This window comes from Allokutzneria albata, from assembly GCF_900103775.1.
Taxonomy (GTDB): Bacteria; Actinomycetota; Actinomycetes; order Mycobacteriales; family Pseudonocardiaceae; genus Allokutzneria; species Allokutzneria albata.
Genome location: NZ_LT629701.1, coordinates 3,113,846 through 3,131,421 on the forward strand (window position 1 = coordinate 3,113,846; position 17,576 = coordinate 3,131,421).

The following is a 17,576-nucleotide window of genomic DNA, read 5'->3' on the forward strand; positions in this document are numbered from 1 at the left end:
GGAGAAAGACATGACCGAGCCGGTCTACCGCGCCGCCGGATTCTTCATGGTGCGCACACCCACCCTGCCCGCGGCTGAGTTCCTGTCGATCACCGGCGGCTCCGCCGACGACGCGCGGGAGCGGCTGCGCGAGCTGGCCGGGCACCCGCTGGTGCGCCAGGCCCTGCACGTCGCGAGCCCGAGCCTCACCTCCGGGCTCGCCCATCTCGGCGCCTCGTCGAAGAAGGCCGCCCGCGCGTACTCCTCGCTGCTGCGCTACGTCACCAGGATGTCCACCCGGCCGACGCCGTACGGGCTGTTCTCCGGCGTCGGGGTCGGCCGGTTCGGCGAGCGCACCACGCTCGCGCTGGCCGCCGACCCGGTCGAGCGCACCCGCACGCGCGCGGACCTCGGCTGGCTGCTGACCGTGATCAAGCGGCTCGACGAGGACGAGGCGTTCCCCGACGAGACCCGCGTCGCGGTGAACCCCGTGCTCTACCAGGTCGGCGATCGCGCGGTGCTGCCCTACGCCGATGTGCACGGGCAGGCCGACAACCGCAACATCGGCTTCCGGCTGACCGCGCCCGCCGCGATCGCGGTCCGCATGGCGGGCAGGCCGGGCACCACGATCGGCGACATCGCGCGGCGCATCGTCGAGGACGTCCCCGGTGCCACCGAGGCGAAGGCGCGCGGCCTGCTCAAGCAGCTCTGGGACCTGCACGTGCTGACCAGCGACCTGCGGCCGGCGATGACGGTGGCCCTGCCCGAGCAGGACCTGCTCAAGCGCCTCGACCGGGGCGAGGTGCGCGAGGGCCTGGAGCGGGCGCGGGCGCTCGCCACCGCGGTGGACGAGCAGGCCGGCCGCGCCGATGTGTCCACTGTGGACGAACTTGTCGGGCATCAGCGCGCGATGGCGCCCGAACACACCAAGGACACCTTCCAGCTCGACACGGCGCTGGCCATCACGGACTCGGAGTTGTCCGAGCGCGTCGCCTCGGACGCGTCCGAAGCCGCGGAACTGCTCATGCGCGTTGGCTGCACGCTCAAGCGCCGATCGCACCTGATCGAGTACCACGCGGCTTTCCTCGAGCGGTACGGGATCGGCGCGGAGATCCCGGTGCTCGACCTGCTCAGCCCGGAACGCGGCCTCGACGCCCCGGCGACCTACACCATGCCCGCGCGCTCCACGCCGTTGCCGCGCGTGGCGAACGAGCGCGACGCGTCCCGCGATCTGGTGTTGGTGCCGGTGCTGGCCGAGGCGCTGCGGCGCGGCCAGGACGAGATCGAGCTGACCGACGAGCTGCTGGAGCGGCTGACGGTGTGGCGGCCGACGGAGGACCACACCCGGCCGCGCCCGTCGCTGGACCTGTACGCGCAGGTCGCCGCGGAGTCCCGGGAGGCGGTGGATTCCGGCGACTACCGGTTCGTCGTGGCGCCCGGCACGATGTCCGACGGTGGCCGCACGTTCGGCCGGTTCTTCGACCTGGTCGACGAGTCCTCGCTGGCCGAGCTGCGCGAGTTCGCCCACGCCGAGGAAGCGCTCTGCCCCGACCTGGTCTTCGCCGACCTGAGCTACGCCTCGCCGAGGGGTCGCAACGGGAACGTGGCCGTCCACCCGCAGGTGCGGCGCTACGAGATCTGCGTGAACACCGCGCCCTCCGTCGCGGAGGAGAACCGGATTCCCCTGTCGGACATCGTGGTCGGCGCGACGGTGGACCGCTTCTACCTGCGCTCGCGGCGGCTGGACAAGGAGCTCCGGGTCACCCAGGGGCACATGCTCAACCCGGTGACCGCGCCGAACGTGTGCCGTTTCCTCCTGGAGCTGTCGGAGGACGGGTTCGCACCACTCGCCGACTTCGACTGGGGCGTGGCCGCCGCTTCCCCGCACCTGCCCCGTCTGCGGCGCGGACGGATCGTGCTCTCCCCCGCGCGGTGGCAGCTGTTCGCCCACCAGTTCCCCGAGGACGGCGCCGAGTTCGCCGAGGCCCTGAGCCGCTGGCGCGCGGAGTGGCGGGTGCCCAGGCACGTTTTCCTCGCGGTGTTCGACAACCGGCTCGCCCTCGACCTGGAGCACCCGCTCTGCGTGGCCGAGCTGCACGCCGAGCTGGCGCGGGCCAGGCGCGCGGAGCAGAAGCAGCCGGTCGTGCTGCACGAGCTGCTCCCGGACTTCTCCCACGCCTGGCTGTCCGATGTGGACGGTCGAGGGTACTTCTCCGAGATCGTGGTGCCGATGCTGGCCAGGAGCGAGGAGGCGGTGCGGCGCAAGCCGGTCGCGCTCGCGCCGCCTGCGCACGACCCGGCATCCCGGCGGCGCCTGGCGGGCGACGAGTGGATCTACCTGAAGCTGTACTCCGCGCTGACCCAGCACGACGACATCGTGGGCGGGCCGATGCCGGATCTGGCCTCCGCGCTGCGCGCGGAAGGCGCGGTGGACCGGTGGTTCTTCATCCGCTACAGCGATCCCTACCCGCACCTGCGGTTCCGGCTCCGCGTTCCCGACCCGGCGGCCGTTCCCGGTGTGCTGGCCCGCGTGCTGGCGTGGGGCAAGCAGGTCGTGGAAGCGGGCCTGGCCAACGACATCGCGCTGACGAGCTACGACATCGAGCTGGAGCGCTACGGCGGTCCGGAGGCCTACGACGCGGTCGAAGCGACCTTCGAGGCCAACAGCGCGGTCTGCGCGGGCCTGGTGCGGTACCTGCGGGCCAACCAGGACCTCTCGCCGGACGTGGTGTGCACGATGGCCCAGCACTCGCTGTACCGGGACTGGGGTGCCACTCCGTCTATTGTGGACACTGTGTCGAACGCGGCGCGAACGCGGTTCAAGGAGGTCCGTACGCTGTTGTGCGACCTCCTGGAACCCTGGGACGCGCACCCCGATCCGGTGGCGCGGCGGCACCTGGACGCGCTGAGCACGATCCTCGCCGGGCAACGGGAAAGCCTGCGCGCGGCCGGCGAGCGGGTCCGTGAGCTGGCCGAGGCGGGCCGCCTGGTCGGCACGGAGGGCCGCGTTCTCGGCAGCCTGGCGCACATGCAGGCCAACCGGTTGCTGGGCATCGACAACGAGCGGGAGAACGAGTGCTACCAGCTGTGGTCGCTCGCCCTGCGCCTGATCAAGGGACGGCCCGCATGAAGGACCGCGGCAACTGGACCCGCGCGCTGCGACTGCTCTGGGAGGTCAGTCCCTGGCACGTCGGCGGTGTGATCGCGCTGGCGACGCTGGCCTCGCTGCTGCCCGCGGCCACGGTGCAGCTGACGACGCTGGCGGTGCAGGGAGTCGCGGACGCGGTGGCGGGCAGGGGCGAGCCGACGGCGGTGGACCGCGCGTTCACCGCCGGGGTGGCGCTGTGCGGGCTGATGGTGCTCACGCACGTACTGGCGGTCGGCCGGAACTACCTGGAAACCCTGCTCCAGCTGCGGATGGCCAACACGGTCAACGAGCAGATCATGGCCAAGGCGACGCGGTTGCGGCTGGAGCACTTCGAGGACGCCTCGACCTACGACCGCCTGCAGCGCGCCAACCGGGAGGCCGCGTACCGGCCGTACCAGATCTTCGCGCACCTGATCACCACCGTCTCCAGCGCGGTGTCGCTGGTCGCGGTCAGCGCGGTGCTGCTGTCGTGGAACGTCGGCGTCGCGGTCGCGATCCTGCTGGCGCCCCTGCCTTCCATGGTGAGCAGGGTGTTCTACAGCCGGGTCGGCTGGAAGATCGAGAACGAGCGCTCGGCCGACCGCCGCCGGGCGACCTACCTCCAGTTCCTGGTGACCAACGACCGCTCGTTCAAGGAGACCCACCTCTTCGGGCTGGGGCCGCTGTTCCTCGGCCGCTACCGGGACCTGATCGCGCGTTTCTACCGCGTTGACCGCGACCTGGAACGCAAGCAGGCACTGGTGTCCGGGGCGCTGGGCCTGATCAGCGTCTGCGCGGCGGTCGGCGCGGTGCTCTACGCGCTCCAGGTGACGATGGCCTCCGGGCAGGTCGGGCAGTTCGCCGGGTACCTGTCCGCGATCACGCTCGTGCAGACCACCGTGCAGGCGTTGTTCGGCGGCCTGGCCATGCTCTACGAGCACAACCTGTTCCTGGGCAACCTGTTCGGCTTCCTCGACATCGAGGAGGGCGGCCCGGCGAGCGGCAAGCGCCCGTTCCCGCCCGTCCTCAGCAGGGGCATCGAGTTCCGCGACGTCTCCTTCACCTACCCCGGCACGGACACGCCGGTGCTCTCCGGCCTCGACCTGGTGCTGCCCGCGGGCAAGTGCGTCGCGCTCGTCGGCCAGAACGGCGCGGGCAAGACCACCCTGGTCAAGCTGCTGGCCAGGTTCTACGAGCCGACCGGCGGGCAGATCCTCATCGACGGCGTGCCGCTGGCCGAGTACGACCTGGAGGACCTGCGCGCCAACATCGGCGTGATCTTCCAGGACTTCGTGCAGTACGAGGCGACCGCGCGGGAGAACATCGGCTTCGGCCGGGCGAGCGACCTCGACGACACCGCCGCCATCCGCGGTGCGGCAGGCCGGGCCGACGCACTGTCCTTTGTGGAGTGCCTGCCGAAGGGGCTGGACACCCAGCTTGGCCGGTGGTTCGCCGGCGGCAGCCAGCTCTCCGGCGGCCAGTGGCAGAAGGTCGCGCTGTCCAGGGCGTTCCTGCGGGACGCGCCGATCGTGGTGCTCGACGAGCCCACCGCGGCCATCGACGCCGCGGCCGAGGCGGAGATCTTCGCGCGGATGACCGAGATCGCCGGGCGCGCGACCACGTTGCTGATCGCGCACCGGTTCTCCACCGTCCGGGCGGCCGACCACATCGTCGTCATCGACCACGGCCGGGTGCTCGAAGAGGGCACGCACAGCGACCTGATGGCGGCCGATGGCGTCTACGCCAAGCTGTTCCGCCTCCAGGCCGCCGGTTACCTCGACGAGCCGGTCACTTCGTAGGGCGGCGCTGGGGCTCGCAGCACAACGGAGCGCACGGGGCGCCGTTCACCGTGCAACCACCGTGCGGCAGCGCGGAAAGCCTGCGCGGGACAACGCCTTCGGTGTGCTCGCGGATCAGTTCCACGACGAGTTCCGCGAAGCGCGGGTCCGGTCCGGCCGTCGCCGCGCGCGCCCAGGACATGCCCAGCTTCTCCGCGTGCTCGCGGGCTTCGGTGTCCAGGTCCCAGATCACTTCGAGGTGATCGCTGACGAAGCCGATCGGGCACGCCACCACGGCGCTGACGTTGTCCGCGTTGAGCGCGTCGAGGTGGTCGACGATGTCCGGCTCCAGCCACGGCACCTGCGGCGGGCCGGAGCGGGACTGCCAGACCACGTCGTAGTGTGGCATGTCGGCTTCGAGCGAGACCAGGCGCGATGCCTCGGCGATCTGCCGCGAGTAGCGGTGACCGCCCTCCGCGGGCGGGCCGGACGCGCGGTCGGCGCTCGTCGGCACGGAGTGCGCGGTGAAGACGAGGCGGGCGTTGGCGCGCTGGGCCTCCGGCAGTTCCGCGCGAGCGGCGAGGACCGCGTCCGTGCACGCCCCGATGAACAGCGGGTGGTCGTAGAAGTGGCGCAGCTTCACCAGTTCCGGCGCTGACTCGCCGACGGCGGCACGGGCGCGCTCGATGTCCTCGTCGTACTGGCGGCAGGCGGAGTAGCCGCCGTAGGCGCTGGTGGCGAAGACCAGGGCGCGCTTCACCCCGTCCTCGGCCATCTTCGCGACGGTGTCCTCCACCATCGGGTGCCAGTTCCGGTTGCCGAAGTAGACCGGCAGGTCCATGCCGCGGGCGTCCAGCTCGGCGCGCACCGCGTCGATGATCGCCAGGTTCAGCCGGTTGATCGGCGAGACGCCGCCGAAGTGCTGGTAGTGCTCCTCGACCGCGTCGAGGCGCTCCGGCGGGACACCCCGCCCGCGCACCACGTTCTCCAGGAACGGCCGGACTTCGTCCGGTCCCTCCGGCCCGCCGAAGGACAGCAGCAGCAACGCATCGAAGCTCACGCCACCATCCTGCCTTCCAGCGGCGCCCCCCGCTTGCGCAGGGTCCCCTCCCAGCCGGGGTTCCGCAGTCTTCAAGTCCCCCCGACCATCGCAAACCGCCCCCAACCCGGGAGGTTGGGGGCGGTCGCGGACAGCGGGAGCGGGGGTGCGGCGTACTTGAAGACCGGCGAACCCCACGCGGAGAGGGAGGTCAGTCCTTCGGCGTCGGCTCGAACGGCTCGACGCGGTCACCGATGGCGCTGAACCCGCCGTCGGCCCAGACCATCGTGCCCGTGGTCACCGGCATCCAGTCGGAGAGCATCACGCAGCAGGTCTTCGCGGCGCCGGTGCGGTCGGCCGGGTTCCAGCCCAGCGGCGACCGGGCGTTCCACTGGCTCTCCATCTCGCTGAAGTTCGGGATGGAGCGCGCCGCCGTGGTGCGCAGCGGACCCGCCGAGACCAGGTTCACCCTGATCCCGTGCAGCCTGCCCATCTCGCGGGCCAGGTAGCGGTTGATCGACTCCAGCGCCGCCTTGGCCGCGCCCATCCAGTTGTAGTTCTGCCAGGCGAACCGCGCGTCGAAGTCCAGGCCGACGATCGAGGCGCCCTCGCCCATCAGCGGCAGGCAGGCCTTGGTCAGCGAGGCGAAGGAGTACGCGGAGACGTGCATCGCGGTGGCGACGTCCTCCCACGGGGTCTCCAGGTAGTCGCCCATCATGCAGGACTGCGGCGCGAACCCGATGGAGTGCAGGACCCCGTCCAGTCCGTCGACGTGCTCGCGCACCCGGTCGGCCAGGCTGTCCAGGTGCTCCTGATTGGTCACGTCCAGTTCGAGCACCACCGGCGGCTCCGGCAGGCGCTTGGCGATGCGCTCCACCAGGCTCATCCGGCCGAATCCGGTGAGCACGACCGTGGCGCCCTGCTGCTGTGCGATCTTCGCGACGTCGAACGCGATCGAGGACTCCGTGATCACACCCGTGATCAGCAGTCGTTTACCGGCAAGCAGACCTGACACCTGTTTATCCTCCACTGTGGACGGTCGATCGCGGAACTCTAGTGGCCCATGCCCATGCCGCCGTCGACGGGCAGGACGGCGCCGGTGACGTAGGAGGCGGCGTCGGAGCCGAGGAACACCGCGGCGGCGGCGATCTCCTCGGGCTTGCCCGCGCGGCCCGCGGGCACCCGCGCCATCTCGGCGTCGAGCTTCTCCTTGAGGTGCGCGGTCATGTCGGTCTCGATGAAACCGGGCGCGATCACGTTGGCGGTGATGTTGCGCGAGCCCAGCTCCCTGGCCACCGAGCGGGCCATGCCGACCAGACCGGCCTTGCTGGCCGCGTAGTTGACCTGACCGGGGCCGCCGGAGAGACCGATCACCGAGGAGATGAAGATCATCCGGCCCCAGCGCTTGCGCAGCATGCCCATGGACGCGCGCTTGGCCACCCGGTACGCGGCGGTCAGGTTGGCGTCGATGACGCGGGTGAACTGCTCCTCGGTCATCCGCAGCAGCAGGGTGTCGTCGGTGATGCCCGCGTTGGAGACGAGGATCTCCACCGGACCGTGCTGCCGCTCGACCTCGGAGAAGGCCTCGTCCACCTGGGCGGCGTCGGTGACGTCGCAGCGCACCCCGAACAGCCCGTCCGGCGCGCCGGAGCCGCGGTGGGTCACCGCGACCTTGTCGCCCTGCTCGGCGAAGGCCCTGGCGATCGCCAGTCCGATCCCACGGTTACCACCAGTGACCAGTACGGACCGAGACACAGAGCACTCCCTAGACAGCCGTGGCGCGAACGGCGGTCAGGCTATCTGGTCAGCGTCAAACCCGAATACCCCGCCCCCGGCTCACCCGCCCGTTTCCGTCCAGCCGGGAGCCGAGGTCAACCCAGGGACAAACGGGGTCGCTTCCTCACATCTTCCTCACAGTGCAGCAATAGACTACCGCCCCAATAATCGATTATCAGGGGAGGAGTCACATGGACGGGAAGAAGATCGCCAGACGGACCCTGCTGGCCGGGGCGGCCTTCGGCGTGGGGCTGGCGGGCGGCTGCGACTACGAGCGGTGGCGCGCACTCGGCCCCGGCGGCATCCCGAACACGCCCGCGGGCTGGCTGCAGGTCAGCTGGCTGCGGATGCAGAAGAGCGAGACCGCCGACCCCGCCCCATTCCGCCCGCTGGTCGGGCAGCCCGGCGACGGGCGGTGGCTCAAGCCGATCCCGCGGCGGGAAGGGCCGCGCCCCAACGTCGGCGCGCACCCAGTGCCGCACCGGCAGACCGACCAGCCCGGATCGCTGCGCGGCCGGGTCGCCGCACTCGACCACTTCGACGCGCGCCGCCCGAGAACCCGGCCTCATCGAGTACCGCAAGAGCTTCTTCGAGAAGCACAGCGACGCCATCACCGTCGTCGACCTGAACCGCGCTCCCGAGGTCATCCGGGTGACCCAGGGGGAGGTGGCCCACATCCACCCCAGCGACGGCTCGATGCACATGATCTTCAGCCCGACCGACGCGATCACCGTGCTGGAGGCGGGCTGGGGCGAACGGCACCCGCTCGCGGGCAACTACCCGAACATGCCCGTGCCCTACGTGTTCGTCTACTCGCCGCGCACCGTCGAGCAGGCCGACGTCGTCCGGCAGCTGCTCGAAGCCGCGGCCGCCTACGCCACCGGCGCGCGCTAGTCCCCGGTCAGTCCCGCCGCGGTCAGGGTCAGGTGCTCACAGAGGGCCTGCCCTGCCGCGTCCGCGTCCCGCGCCAGCGCCAGTTCCTCCAGGCGGCGGTGCTCCGCGACGAGGTCCCGCAGCGGGTTCCGGTTGAGCGACCAGCGCCGGGCCAGCTCACTGGCCACCCACATCCGGTCGAAGGTGTCCAGCAGGACCGCGTTGCCGCAGCCCTCCAGCAACGCCCGGTGGAAGTCCCGGTGCGCCCGCGACCACGCTTCGCTGAAGTGCTCGCCCTCCTCCGGCACATGCATCGGCGTCCGCGACAGCCGGTGGTGCGCCGCCCGCACCCGCGCCTCCCAGTCCAGGTCCCCGCGCTCGATCGCCATCCGCAGCACCTCGGGCTCGATCGTCCTGCGGGCCTCGGCGATCTCCTGCCACCGCTGGTCGGAGAACTCCGGCACCGCGAACCCCCGGTTCGGCAGGCGGTCCGCGATCCCCTCCCCCACCGCGCGCACCAGCGCCTCGCGCACCACGACCAGGCTCACCCCGTGCTTCGTGGCCAGCTCCTGCGGCTTCAACGCCTGCCCCGGCGTGAACTCGCCGCGCATGATCGCGTCCCGCAGGTCCGCGAACACCTGCTCGGTGAGCATCCGCTTCGGCGCGTCGTTCAACCGCTGAGCCATACCAATGACTCTAGGCGTTTCCCGTGCTCACGAAGACGCTGACCCTCTTGCCGTCGCCCACCGCCCGCGCGACGTCGTCCAAGATCGCCAACGCCAGGTCGCGTTCATCACCCACCGCCGAGCTGTCCGGCCAGATGATCACGATCCGCTCGTGCTCCAGCAAGGTGATCCCCTCCCACAAGGAGTCGGCGAAGGCATCCCAACTCCGCCCGCCGACGATCGGAGGAACCAAGCGGATCACCCGGTCGACAGCCCGGAAGAACTCGTGCCTCCCCACGCCTTCCGCTCGTGGGACGACGTACACGGCGCAGCCCCGCCGCACCGCTTCGCCCGCCACCGCGTCCAGGCACTCGTTCGGGACGATCTTGACGCCGACGTCGAAGTTCACCGGCTCCGCGCCCACTCCCCGAGGCTCGCCAGGTCGACCGCCCACTCCGAGACCCGCCGCCCGTCCTCGCTGACCACGCTCCGAGGCCGCACAGCACACCAGGGCCGATGAGGATCAAAGGCGTTCTCGAGTTGGTCCAGCATGATCAGGGAGTTCTGCACGAACACCGCGTCGCCGTCGCGGAAGAGCGGCAAGCAGACGACGAAGTTGCCGTCGCTCGGGTCCACCATCGACGTGACCAGACACGAAACCGCGTGCTCAGCGGACTCGACCACGTCGACCGCGTCCGCCCAGCTCCGCCGGTAGTCGGACCGGTCCCAGTACGACAGATTGCTCCAGAAGATCTCGGAGAATTCTCCCAGCCGGATTCGCCCCAGCGCGAGGTTCTCACTGCTCGTGACGCCTTCGAAGCCGATGGAGAAGCTCATCGAGCCTCAATGACTCTCGCCGTTGCCACGACCTTGGGTCCTTCCATCACCAGCAGTTCGCCACCCACCACGAGGTGCGGAGCCGCGAGTTCCCGCACGAGGAAGTCGACCGCGCACAGACGACCGTCCTCCAGCCCGCCGAGGTCTTGCAGCAAGATGCTGAGATGGTCCGCGGTCCTCTGCCCGCCCTCGACGAAAACCGCGGTCGCCGCATACACGGGCGCGGTAGGAGGACCGGAGACGCGACCGCCTTCTTCAGCCGACTTCCACCGGACGAGCGCCCTCGCGAGGCATCGCACATCACGCATCTCCCTGCGCCATCCATCTCAGCCGATCCATCATCGCCTTCACCTGAGCTTTGTCCGCCCCCACGCGGGTCGAAAACTCCCAGTCTTCAAGGGCTTCCAACGTTTCGTTCATGCAGTTCACCAGGAGCGAGACATCGCTCGCGGTCAAACCGGGCGGAAAGTTCCTGCTCATTTCTCGCTCCCGTAGGGCATACCGGGAGATGATCCGGACCCTGTCCCGCCCGGTCGAAGCCTCCGTCAGGAACTCGCGAAGAAGGTCGAAGAGGGCATCGATCGCCAACCGCTCGTCTTCTTCACCAGCGTGAGGATCGATCGTGCGACCGAGTTCCTGCGACGCGACCTGAAGCACGAGGTGCGACCAGTGGGGGCCGACAGACCGCAGGTCACCGCGCAGGGCTAGCCACTCGGAAAAGCCGAGGAGGATTCCCCCTTGATTACCCAGGTCGCAACCGTCCACCAAGGTGACGTGCTGCCGATACGATCTCTCGGCCAGAAACATGCCTGGACGGGCACGCACACGGGCGAAAACTTCCCGAAATCGCATGCGAGCATGCGAACCAGAACCGGTGTGTACCACCGGTGCCCCCTATCCCCGTAACTCCGTGCGGCTCCCCACAGCACGCAGTCAGCAAAGCTGAGAGATAGTCGCGCCCGGTGCGCTTTTGCCGCAAGGGGCCAATGGGGCTACAACCGCATGGCGCTCCTCACGTAACGGAGGCGCGTTTCCGCGTGGCGCGCTGGGGTAGCCGGGTGGCTTACCGGCGAGAGGGGCACCCCGGTGTCGTCACTGACGTTCGTGGGCAACGCGACCACCGTGCTGCGTCTGGGCGGGTTCACGGTGCTCACCGACCCGAACTTCCTGCACCGCGGTCAGCGGGCCTACCTCGGCTACGGGCTGTCGTCGAAGCGCCTGGTCGATCCCGCGTTCCCGCCGTCGAGCCTGCCGAAGCTCGACGCGGTGCTGTTGTCGCACATGCACGGAGATCACTTCGACCGCGTCGCGCGGCGGGAACTTGACCGCGGGCTGCCGGTCTTCACAACGGGGCACGCGGCGCGGCGCCTCGACCGGTGGGGGTTCAGCGCCGCAGAGGGGCTCAAGCCTTGGGAAACAAGGGAAATCGAGCGCGGTGGTGAGCGGCTGCGGGTCACATCGGTGCCGGGAGCGCACGGGCCGAAGCTGGCCTCGGCACTGATGCCGCCGGTCATGGGCAGCGTCGTCGAACTGGAACGGGACGGCCGGACGGTGCTCCGGTTGTACATCACCGGTGACACGCTCTGCCGCCCGTGGCTGGCCGAGGTCGCCGAGCGCTTCCCCGGACTGGACGCGATGGTGATCCACCTCGGTGGCACGCGAGTGCTGGGCATGTTGCTGACCATGGACGGGAAGCAGGGAGCTGATCTCGTCCAGTTGGTGCGCCCGGGGTTGACCGTGCCGGTGCACTACGAGGAGTACGGGGTGATGAAGTCGCCGTTGCAGGACTTCGTCGACGAGGCGGTGGTGCGCGAGTTGCCCGGTACCCTGCGGCCGATCGAGCGCGGCAAGAGCATCGAGTTCACGCATCGCCCATGACCAGGCCCTCGATGGTGTGCTTCTGCACGAGCGGTTCGAGTTCGTCCACGACGCGGCAGCCCAGGTGCGCGCGCACGTCCTCCGGCAGTGCTTCGTAGTAGGCCCGGCTGACCACGAGGTCGTTGCGCGAGGTGTCAGCGCCGGACGCGACGAATCCGAGCACCAGGACGGGGCGCGCGGTGTCCGACCGATTGGCCGTGCCGCGGTGCAGCGTCAGCGCCGAGCGAGCCGAGACGTCACCGCGCTGCGGCAGTTTCCGCTCGGCGAGCGACTCCAGGCGGGGGTAGTCGGACTTCGGCGGGAACATGCCGTGGTCGAACGCGGCGCCGTCCTCCCACTGGGTTCCCGGGGCGATCTCGAACGGCCCCATCTCCTCGGTGGTGTCGACAGCGGTCACGTTGAAGGCGAGCGAGGTCAGCCGACCGCCCCGAGTGGTCTCGTCCGGAGCGGGGAAGTCGCGGTGCCACGGCTGGTTCACCGCCCCCGGCAACGGCACGTCGAAGCCCGCCTCGACGACCTGGTAGTCCGGGCCGAGCACGGCTTCGGCGACCGAACGCACCCAGGGATGCGTCACGAGGTCGACGAACCCGCGCAGCCGCTCGGGGTGGATCTCGACGTAGTACCGGTTGGGACCGCGACCGACCGCGCCGCCTTCGCGGGCACGCGCCTCGTCGAACAGGTCCTCGATGTCCTCGCGGAGCCGATCGGCCCATTCGGGCTCGAACGCTCCCCGCCGGGCCGTGATCCCGGCCGTGTACAGGGCTTCCGCTTCGGCGCTTCGCATGCCCAAAGGTATGCCCACCTCGCGACGAGGGCGAACATGCCGGACGATCGTCGGCGTGGACACGGAGGCGGTCATCACGGAGCTGTACGGCCTGAAGCCGGGCGAGTTCACCGCTGCCCGCAACGCCAGGGTCGCGGAGGCCAAGAAGGACGGGGACACCAAGGCGGCCGAGGCGATTTCCGCGTTGCGCAAGCCTTCCACGGCGGCGTGGTTGGTGAACCAGCTCGTCCGCGAGCACTCCGAGGAGATCGACGAACTGCTGCGACTCGGAGTGGAGCTGCGCGCGGCGCACACCACGCTCGACGGGGCGAAGCTGCGGGAGCTGGGCCAGCAGCGGCACCGGACGGTGCGCGGGCTGATCAAGCTCGCCGCGGGTATCCACTCGCTGAGCGCGGCTGTGGAGCGGGAGCTGGAGGAGACCCTGACGACCGCGCTCAGCGACCCGGACGCGGCGGCCGTGCTGGAGGCGGGGCGGCTGACCACGACGTTGCGGTTGGACGATCGGGCGAGCTGGCCCGAGGTGACCACCGCGCTACCGGTCAAGCGGGCGAAGCCGAAGTCGAAACCCAAGCCCGACAAGAAGGAGCTGGCCGAGGCCGAGGCCGCGTTCCGGAGCGCGCAGGACGAGTGCGCGCAGGCGCGGCGCGAGCTGGACGCCGCCCGGGAGCGGTTGGCCGCAGCCGAGGAACGCCTCGGCGAGGCACGCGGGAGGGTCGAGCGGCTGAAACGCGGCGATTAGGGGTACTCCACGCGGGAACGCGAAGGAGGACGTCATGCCGAGAGCGATCTGGTCGGGCACGGTGACCTTCGGACTGGTCAGCATCCCCGTGGGGCTCTACAGCGCGACCAGCGACCACACCGTGCACTTCCACCAGCTGGAGCGCGGAACGGCCGACCGCATCCGCAACCGCCGGGTCAACGAGCGCACCGGCGAGGAGGTCGACCGTTCAGACATCGTCAAGGGCTACGAGCTCGACGACGGGCAGTACGTGGTGGTCGAACCCGAGGAGCTGGCGGAGATCGCGCCGGGTCGCTCGCGCACGCTGGAGATCTCCACCTTCGTCTCGCTCGACGAGATCGACCCCGTGTACTTCGACCGGACCTACTGGGTCGCCCCGGCCAGCTCCGACTACGACCGGGTGTACCGGTTGCTGTGGCAGGCGATGGCCGAGACGGAGCGCGCGGGCATCGCCACGTTCGTCATGCACGGCAAGGAATACCTGACCGCGGTGCGCGCGGGTGAGCACGGACTGGTGTTGGAGACGATGTTCTTCGCCGACGAGATCCGCGACCCCGGTGAGCTGGAGTCCTTGCCGGGGAAGGCGACCGTGCGCGGCAAGGAACTCGACATGGCCACCAGCCTCATCGAGTCGATGAGCGGCCCGTGGAACCCCGAGGACTTCCGGGACACCTACACCGCGAAGGTGCAGAAACTGGTGCGGGACAAGAAGAAGGGCAAGGCGATCGTCGCCGAGGCCGAGCCCCCGGAGCCCACCGGTGTCGTCGACCTGATGGAGGCCCTGCGCCGCAGCGTCGAGAAAGCCCGCAAGGGCAAGACGAAACCGGATCTGTCGGAGCTGCGCAAGTCCGAACTCGACGCCATGGCGCGGGAACTGGACATCAAGGGCCGGTCCAAGCTCAGCCGGGCCGAGTTGGAGAAGGCGGTGCGCAAGGCCTCCTGACCGCTGCCGTCAGGGCCGGGGCACGTCCAGGATCGGGTGGACGGCGCGGCCCGCCATCGCGGTCTCGGGGTCGGCGAGCGCGCCCCCTCCGGCACGCCCTGCCACAGCTCGGTCTGCCGATTGAGGTACCAGCGGCCATCGCCCGCGCTCATGCCGCTCGGCGAACGGGGCGAGAAGCGCATGGACCGCTTCCTCGCGATCCCCCGCGACTGAGCCGGGATATCCCGAACGGCAGATGTGCCGACCGGGTTCCGCTGCGATCGTGGCGTCGCAGTCGTTTCCCAGGAGATCCGGATGACACGAACGAAACTGATAGCCGCCGCCCTCGGGGTGGCGGTGGTCGCGGTGACGATGACGGCCACGCAGCAGCTCGGCGCCGCCGAACGGACACCCTGGTCCACAGTGGACTGGAAGCCGTGCGATCGCGATCCGACGATGCAGTGCGCGCACTTCGTCGTCCCGGCCGACTGGCGCAGGACCGCCGGGCCGACGCTGCCGATCGAGGTCGTGAAGGTGCCCGCGCGCAAGCCGCAGCAGCGGGTCGGCTCGCTGATCTTCAACATCGGCTCCGGGCACAACACGAGCCTGCTGTTCGAGAAGGACATTCCCGAAGCCGCACCGGTGAGGTCGATGCTGGAGCAGCTCACCGAGCGCGTGGACGTGGTCGTGTTCGACCAGCGCGGACTCGGCCGTCCCGGCACGCCCACCTTCTCCAGCTGCCCCGAGCGACCCGCGCCGACCTCCGGGCTGATCCTCGCCCCCGACGAGGCCGGGTGGCGGGCGCACGCCGAGCGCAACGCCGCATACGACGCCAGTTGCCGCGAGGCTCTGGGCGCGTCGTACCTCGGGATGAACTCGTGGCAGATCGCCCACGACGTCGACGCCCTGCGGGCCGCGCTCGGCGAGGAGAAGCTCCGCTACGCGGGCAACTCCTACGGCACGGTCTACCCCCAGGCGTACGCGGAGCTGTTCCCGGATCGCGTCGACCGGATGTACCTCGACGGGGTCGCCGACCACACGCAACCGGTGTTCGAGGACTGGCTGCGCAACTACGCGGTGGCCATGGAACGGCAGTTCGACCGCTTCCGCGACTGGTGCGTGCAGCGCAAGGGCTGTCCCCTGCACGGCCAGGACGTCGCCCAGGTCTGGGACGACCTCGTGGCGAAGGCGAGCAAGAGCCCGCTGCCCGCCAACGGCGGCAAGACGGTCAGCCTGCCCCAGCTGCAGGCCGGTCTGATCCACGGCATGACCCCGCCGCTCTGGCCTGCGCTCGCCGACGGCATGGCCAAGGCGCGCAGGGGCGACGCGAGCTTCTTCCTGCCGCCCCCGCCGAGCGGGACCGGCCCCTGGGGTGTGATGTCCGCGTTGCTCTGCCACGACTTCATGCCGAAACAGCCCACCTACCAGGAATTCCTCGCCATCGAACAGCGGCTCAAGGCGGTCGCGCCGCGCATGGGCTGGCTCGAAGGGCGCTACGAGATGGGCAGGTGCCTCGGCATCCCCGGCGACCCCGCCGCGACCTACCCGCCGCACCGGCTGCAGGCGAAGGGCGTGCCACCGGTGCTCGTCGGCATCGGTGAGCTGGACCAGAACACCAACAACCTCGGCGCCGCCAACGTCGCCGGCCAGTTCCCAGGAGCGCGAGCGCTGTGGCACGGCGACGGCCACGCCGCTTACATCGCGGGCAACAAGTGCCTCCGGGAGCACGTCAACCGCTACCTCTTCGGCGGCCCGCTCCCGGCGGACGGCCTCCGCTGCCCCGCCGATCTGGTCACCAAGATCCCGGATCGCCCGACCGGCTGATCGAGGGGCGTTCGACCTGCGTTCGGACCACCGAGTTCGGCATGACGGAGCCGAACCCGGTGGTCGCGCGGCGCGGTCCGTGCTCTGGTCGGGGGCATGCGCCTCGTTCATCTCGCACTGACCGTCGTCGCGGCGGCCTTCGTCGTCGCGCCCACGCGGGCCGAAGCCGCCCCCGCCTACCTGTGTCCGCACTACAGCGAGCTCATCCCGGCGAACAAGTTCCCGCTGACCTGGAACCTCGGTTCCTCGAAGAACTACAAGGACGGCGCCCGCACGTGCAGCTGGCAGCACAAGGGGACCATCACCTACCGCTGCGAGGGCGTCCTCAACAGGACCACGGTGATCAACGTCGTCGGGGCCTTCGCTGGCCGCAACACGTTCGCGGCGGACTGCCGCGGGAAGGAGCACACGATCTCCAGCGGAGCCGCCTACAAGGGGTTGAGGGGTGCCGTGCACATCCACTGGCACACCGGCGGCGCCGGGCAGTACACCAAAGGCATGCTCCGGGTCGGTTCCTGAACCTGCTTCACTGGTCCTGTGACCTCTGTGCAGCACCTCACCGGGCAACTGCGGGAACTCGGTGTCCGAGAGGGTGACGTGCTGGTCGTGCACTCCTCGTTCCGCGCGATCCGACCGGTCGAGGGCGGACCGCTCGGCGTGATCACCGCGCTGCGCACGGCGCTCGGGAGTTCCGGGACGCTCGTCATGCCCTCGATGACCGGCGGCGAGAACCCCGAACCGTACGACCCGCGGCAGAGCCCGACCAGGGACATGGGTGTCGTCGCGGAGACGTTCTGGCGGCAGCCGGGCGTGCTCCGCGGCGACCACCCGACGTCGACGTTCGCCGCGGTCGGCCGGTACGCGCAGCGGATCGTCGCGCCGCAGCCGCTCTCCCCGCCGCACGGCGAGGACAGCCCGGTCGGGCGGGTCCACGAGCTGGGCGGTTCGGTGTTGCTGCTGGGCGTCGGCCACGACGCGAACACCACGATGCACCTCGCCGAGGACCTGGCCGGCGTGCCCTACCAGGCGCTGGACCGGGCCCTCGTCCGCGACGGCGACGAGGTGCGCGAGGTCCTCGTCACCGAGCCCGACCACTGCTGCCAGGGCTTTTCCGCCGCCGACGACTGGCTCCGGGAAGACGGGGCGCAGCGCGAGGGCCGTGTCGGCAACGCCGAGGCCCGGCTGTTCGCAGCCCGTGACCTCGTGCGCACCGTGGTCCCCCGGCTGACCGCCGATCCGCTGCGTTTCCTGTGCGCCGAGGGCTCCGGGTGCGAGGACTGCGACGACGCCCGGCGCTCCGCGCGACATCCCTAAGGAACGGTTAACTCTGGCTCGCTCGTCTTGCCCGGGCCCGG

18 protein-coding genes are annotated in these 17,576 nt (G+C 70.2%); 9 read left to right on the forward strand and 9 right to left on the reverse strand.

All coding sequences use genetic code 11. The features are described from left to right. Positions 1 to 10 precede the first annotated feature (10 nt). The gene (locus BLT28_RS14000; protein ID WP_030431224.1) at positions 11 to 3,109 is read left to right on the forward strand and encodes a lantibiotic dehydratase; all 3,099 of its coding nucleotides are present in this window, start codon (positions 11 to 13) and stop codon (positions 3,107 to 3,109) included. Further along, positions 3,106 to 4,905 (forward strand): ABC transporter ATP-binding protein, encoded by a 1,800-nt coding sequence (locus BLT28_RS14005; RefSeq protein ID WP_043812698.1) that lies wholly within the window; start codon positions 3,106 to 3,108, stop codon positions 4,903 to 4,905. The genes BLT28_RS14000 and BLT28_RS14005 overlap by 4 nt, the downstream gene beginning before the upstream one ends. Here BLT28_RS14005 and BLT28_RS14010 read toward each other — a convergent pair. The 3 genes from BLT28_RS14010 to fabG form a co-directional block, all read right to left on the reverse strand. Then, the gene (locus BLT28_RS14010; protein ID WP_030431222.1) at positions 4,895 to 5,944 is read right to left on the reverse strand and encodes a ferrochelatase; all 1,050 of its coding nucleotides are present in this window, start codon (positions 5,942 to 5,944) and stop codon (positions 4,895 to 4,897) included. The genes BLT28_RS14005 and BLT28_RS14010 overlap by 11 nt on opposite strands. Before the next feature lie 190 nt (positions 5,945 to 6,134). After that, positions 6,135 to 6,938 (reverse strand): enoyl-ACP reductase FabI, encoded by an 804-nt coding sequence (gene fabI / locus BLT28_RS14015; RefSeq protein WP_052407665.1) that lies wholly within the window; start codon positions 6,936 to 6,938, stop codon positions 6,135 to 6,137. A gap of 38 nt (positions 6,939 to 6,976) precedes the next feature. Then, positions 6,977 to 7,678: a 3-oxoacyl-ACP reductase FabG gene (gene fabG / locus BLT28_RS14020; protein WP_030431220.1), complete on the reverse strand. Its 702-nt coding sequence runs from the start codon at positions 7,676 to 7,678 to the stop codon at positions 6,977 to 6,979. Positions 7,679 to 8,350: 672 nt separating this feature from the next. Here fabG and BLT28_RS14025 point away from each other — a divergent pair. Continuing rightward, positions 8,351 to 8,593 (forward strand): luciferase domain-containing protein, encoded by a 243-nt coding sequence (locus BLT28_RS14025; protein ID WP_052407664.1) that lies wholly within the window; start codon positions 8,351 to 8,353, stop codon positions 8,591 to 8,593. Here BLT28_RS14025 and BLT28_RS14030 read toward each other — a convergent pair. Genes BLT28_RS14030 through BLT28_RS14050 form a run of 5 tightly spaced genes read right to left on the reverse strand, consistent with a single transcriptional unit; the run spans position 8,590 to position 10,926 of the window. Then, entirely contained in the window at positions 8,590 to 9,225 is a 636-nt protein-coding gene (locus BLT28_RS14030; RefSeq protein ID WP_156051244.1) for a GntR family transcriptional regulator, read from the reverse strand. The genes BLT28_RS14025 and BLT28_RS14030 overlap by 4 nt on opposite strands. 43 nt (positions 9,226 to 9,268) lie before the next feature. Next, positions 9,269 to 9,661 carry a barstar family protein gene (locus tag BLT28_RS14035; protein WP_030431217.1) on the reverse strand — a complete coding sequence of 131 codons (393 nt, stop codon included), beginning with the start codon at positions 9,659 to 9,661 and terminating at the stop codon, positions 9,269 to 9,271. Further along, positions 9,643 to 10,074 (reverse strand): hypothetical protein, encoded by a 432-nt coding sequence (locus tag BLT28_RS14040; RefSeq protein WP_052407663.1) that lies wholly within the window; start codon positions 10,072 to 10,074, stop codon positions 9,643 to 9,645. Before BLT28_RS14040 ends, BLT28_RS14035 begins: the two co-directional genes overlap by 19 nt. Beyond that, positions 10,071 to 10,382, reverse strand: a complete 312-nt coding sequence (locus BLT28_RS14045) for a hypothetical protein (RefSeq protein ID WP_156051224.1) — start codon at positions 10,380 to 10,382, stop codon at positions 10,071 to 10,073. The genes BLT28_RS14040 and BLT28_RS14045 overlap by 4 nt, the downstream gene beginning before the upstream one ends. Then, the gene (locus BLT28_RS14050; RefSeq protein ID WP_156051222.1) at positions 10,375 to 10,926 is read right to left on the reverse strand and encodes a hypothetical protein; all 552 of its coding nucleotides are present in this window, start codon (positions 10,924 to 10,926) and stop codon (positions 10,375 to 10,377) included. The genes BLT28_RS14045 and BLT28_RS14050 overlap by 8 nt, the downstream gene beginning before the upstream one ends. 234 nt (positions 10,927 to 11,160) lie before the next feature. Here BLT28_RS14050 and BLT28_RS14055 point away from each other — a divergent pair, with 234 nt between their 5' ends. Beyond that, positions 11,161 to 11,952 carry an MBL fold metallo-hydrolase gene (locus BLT28_RS14055; RefSeq protein WP_030431213.1) on the forward strand — a complete coding sequence of 264 codons (792 nt, stop codon included), beginning with the start codon at positions 11,161 to 11,163 and terminating at the stop codon, positions 11,950 to 11,952. Here BLT28_RS14055 and BLT28_RS14060 read toward each other — a convergent pair. Further along, complete coding sequence (locus BLT28_RS14060) at positions 11,936 to 12,736, reverse strand: phytanoyl-CoA dioxygenase family protein (RefSeq protein WP_052407662.1); 801 nt, start codon at positions 12,734 to 12,736, stop codon at positions 11,936 to 11,938. The genes BLT28_RS14055 and BLT28_RS14060 overlap by 17 nt on opposite strands. Before the next feature lie 55 nt (positions 12,737 to 12,791). Here BLT28_RS14060 and BLT28_RS14065 point away from each other — a divergent pair, with 55 nt between their 5' ends. The 5 genes from BLT28_RS14065 (at position 12,792) to BLT28_RS14085 (ending at position 17,535) form a co-directional block, all read left to right on the forward strand. Further along, positions 12,792 to 13,475: a hypothetical protein gene (locus BLT28_RS14065; protein WP_052407661.1), complete on the forward strand. Its 684-nt coding sequence runs from the start codon at positions 12,792 to 12,794 to the stop codon at positions 13,473 to 13,475. Positions 13,476 to 13,509: 34 nt separating this feature from the next. Beyond that, positions 13,510 to 14,418: a non-homologous end joining protein Ku gene (gene ku / locus BLT28_RS14070; protein WP_030431210.1), complete on the forward strand. Its 909-nt coding sequence runs from the start codon at positions 13,510 to 13,512 to the stop codon at positions 14,416 to 14,418. Between the two features lie 294 nt (positions 14,419 to 14,712). Continuing rightward, on the forward strand, positions 14,713 to 16,221 hold the full coding sequence (locus BLT28_RS14075; RefSeq protein WP_081900508.1) for an alpha/beta fold hydrolase: 1,509 nt from the start codon (positions 14,713 to 14,715) through the stop codon (positions 16,219 to 16,221). Positions 16,222 to 16,317: 96 nt separating this feature from the next. Then, entirely contained in the window at positions 16,318 to 16,740 is a 423-nt protein-coding gene (locus BLT28_RS14080; RefSeq protein ID WP_030431208.1) for a hypothetical protein, read from the forward strand. Between the two features lie 18 nt (positions 16,741 to 16,758). Next, positions 16,759 to 17,535, forward strand: a complete 777-nt coding sequence (locus BLT28_RS14085) for an AAC(3) family N-acetyltransferase (RefSeq protein ID WP_030431207.1) — start codon at positions 16,759 to 16,761, stop codon at positions 17,533 to 17,535. Positions 17,536 to 17,576: the final 41 nt, after the last annotated feature.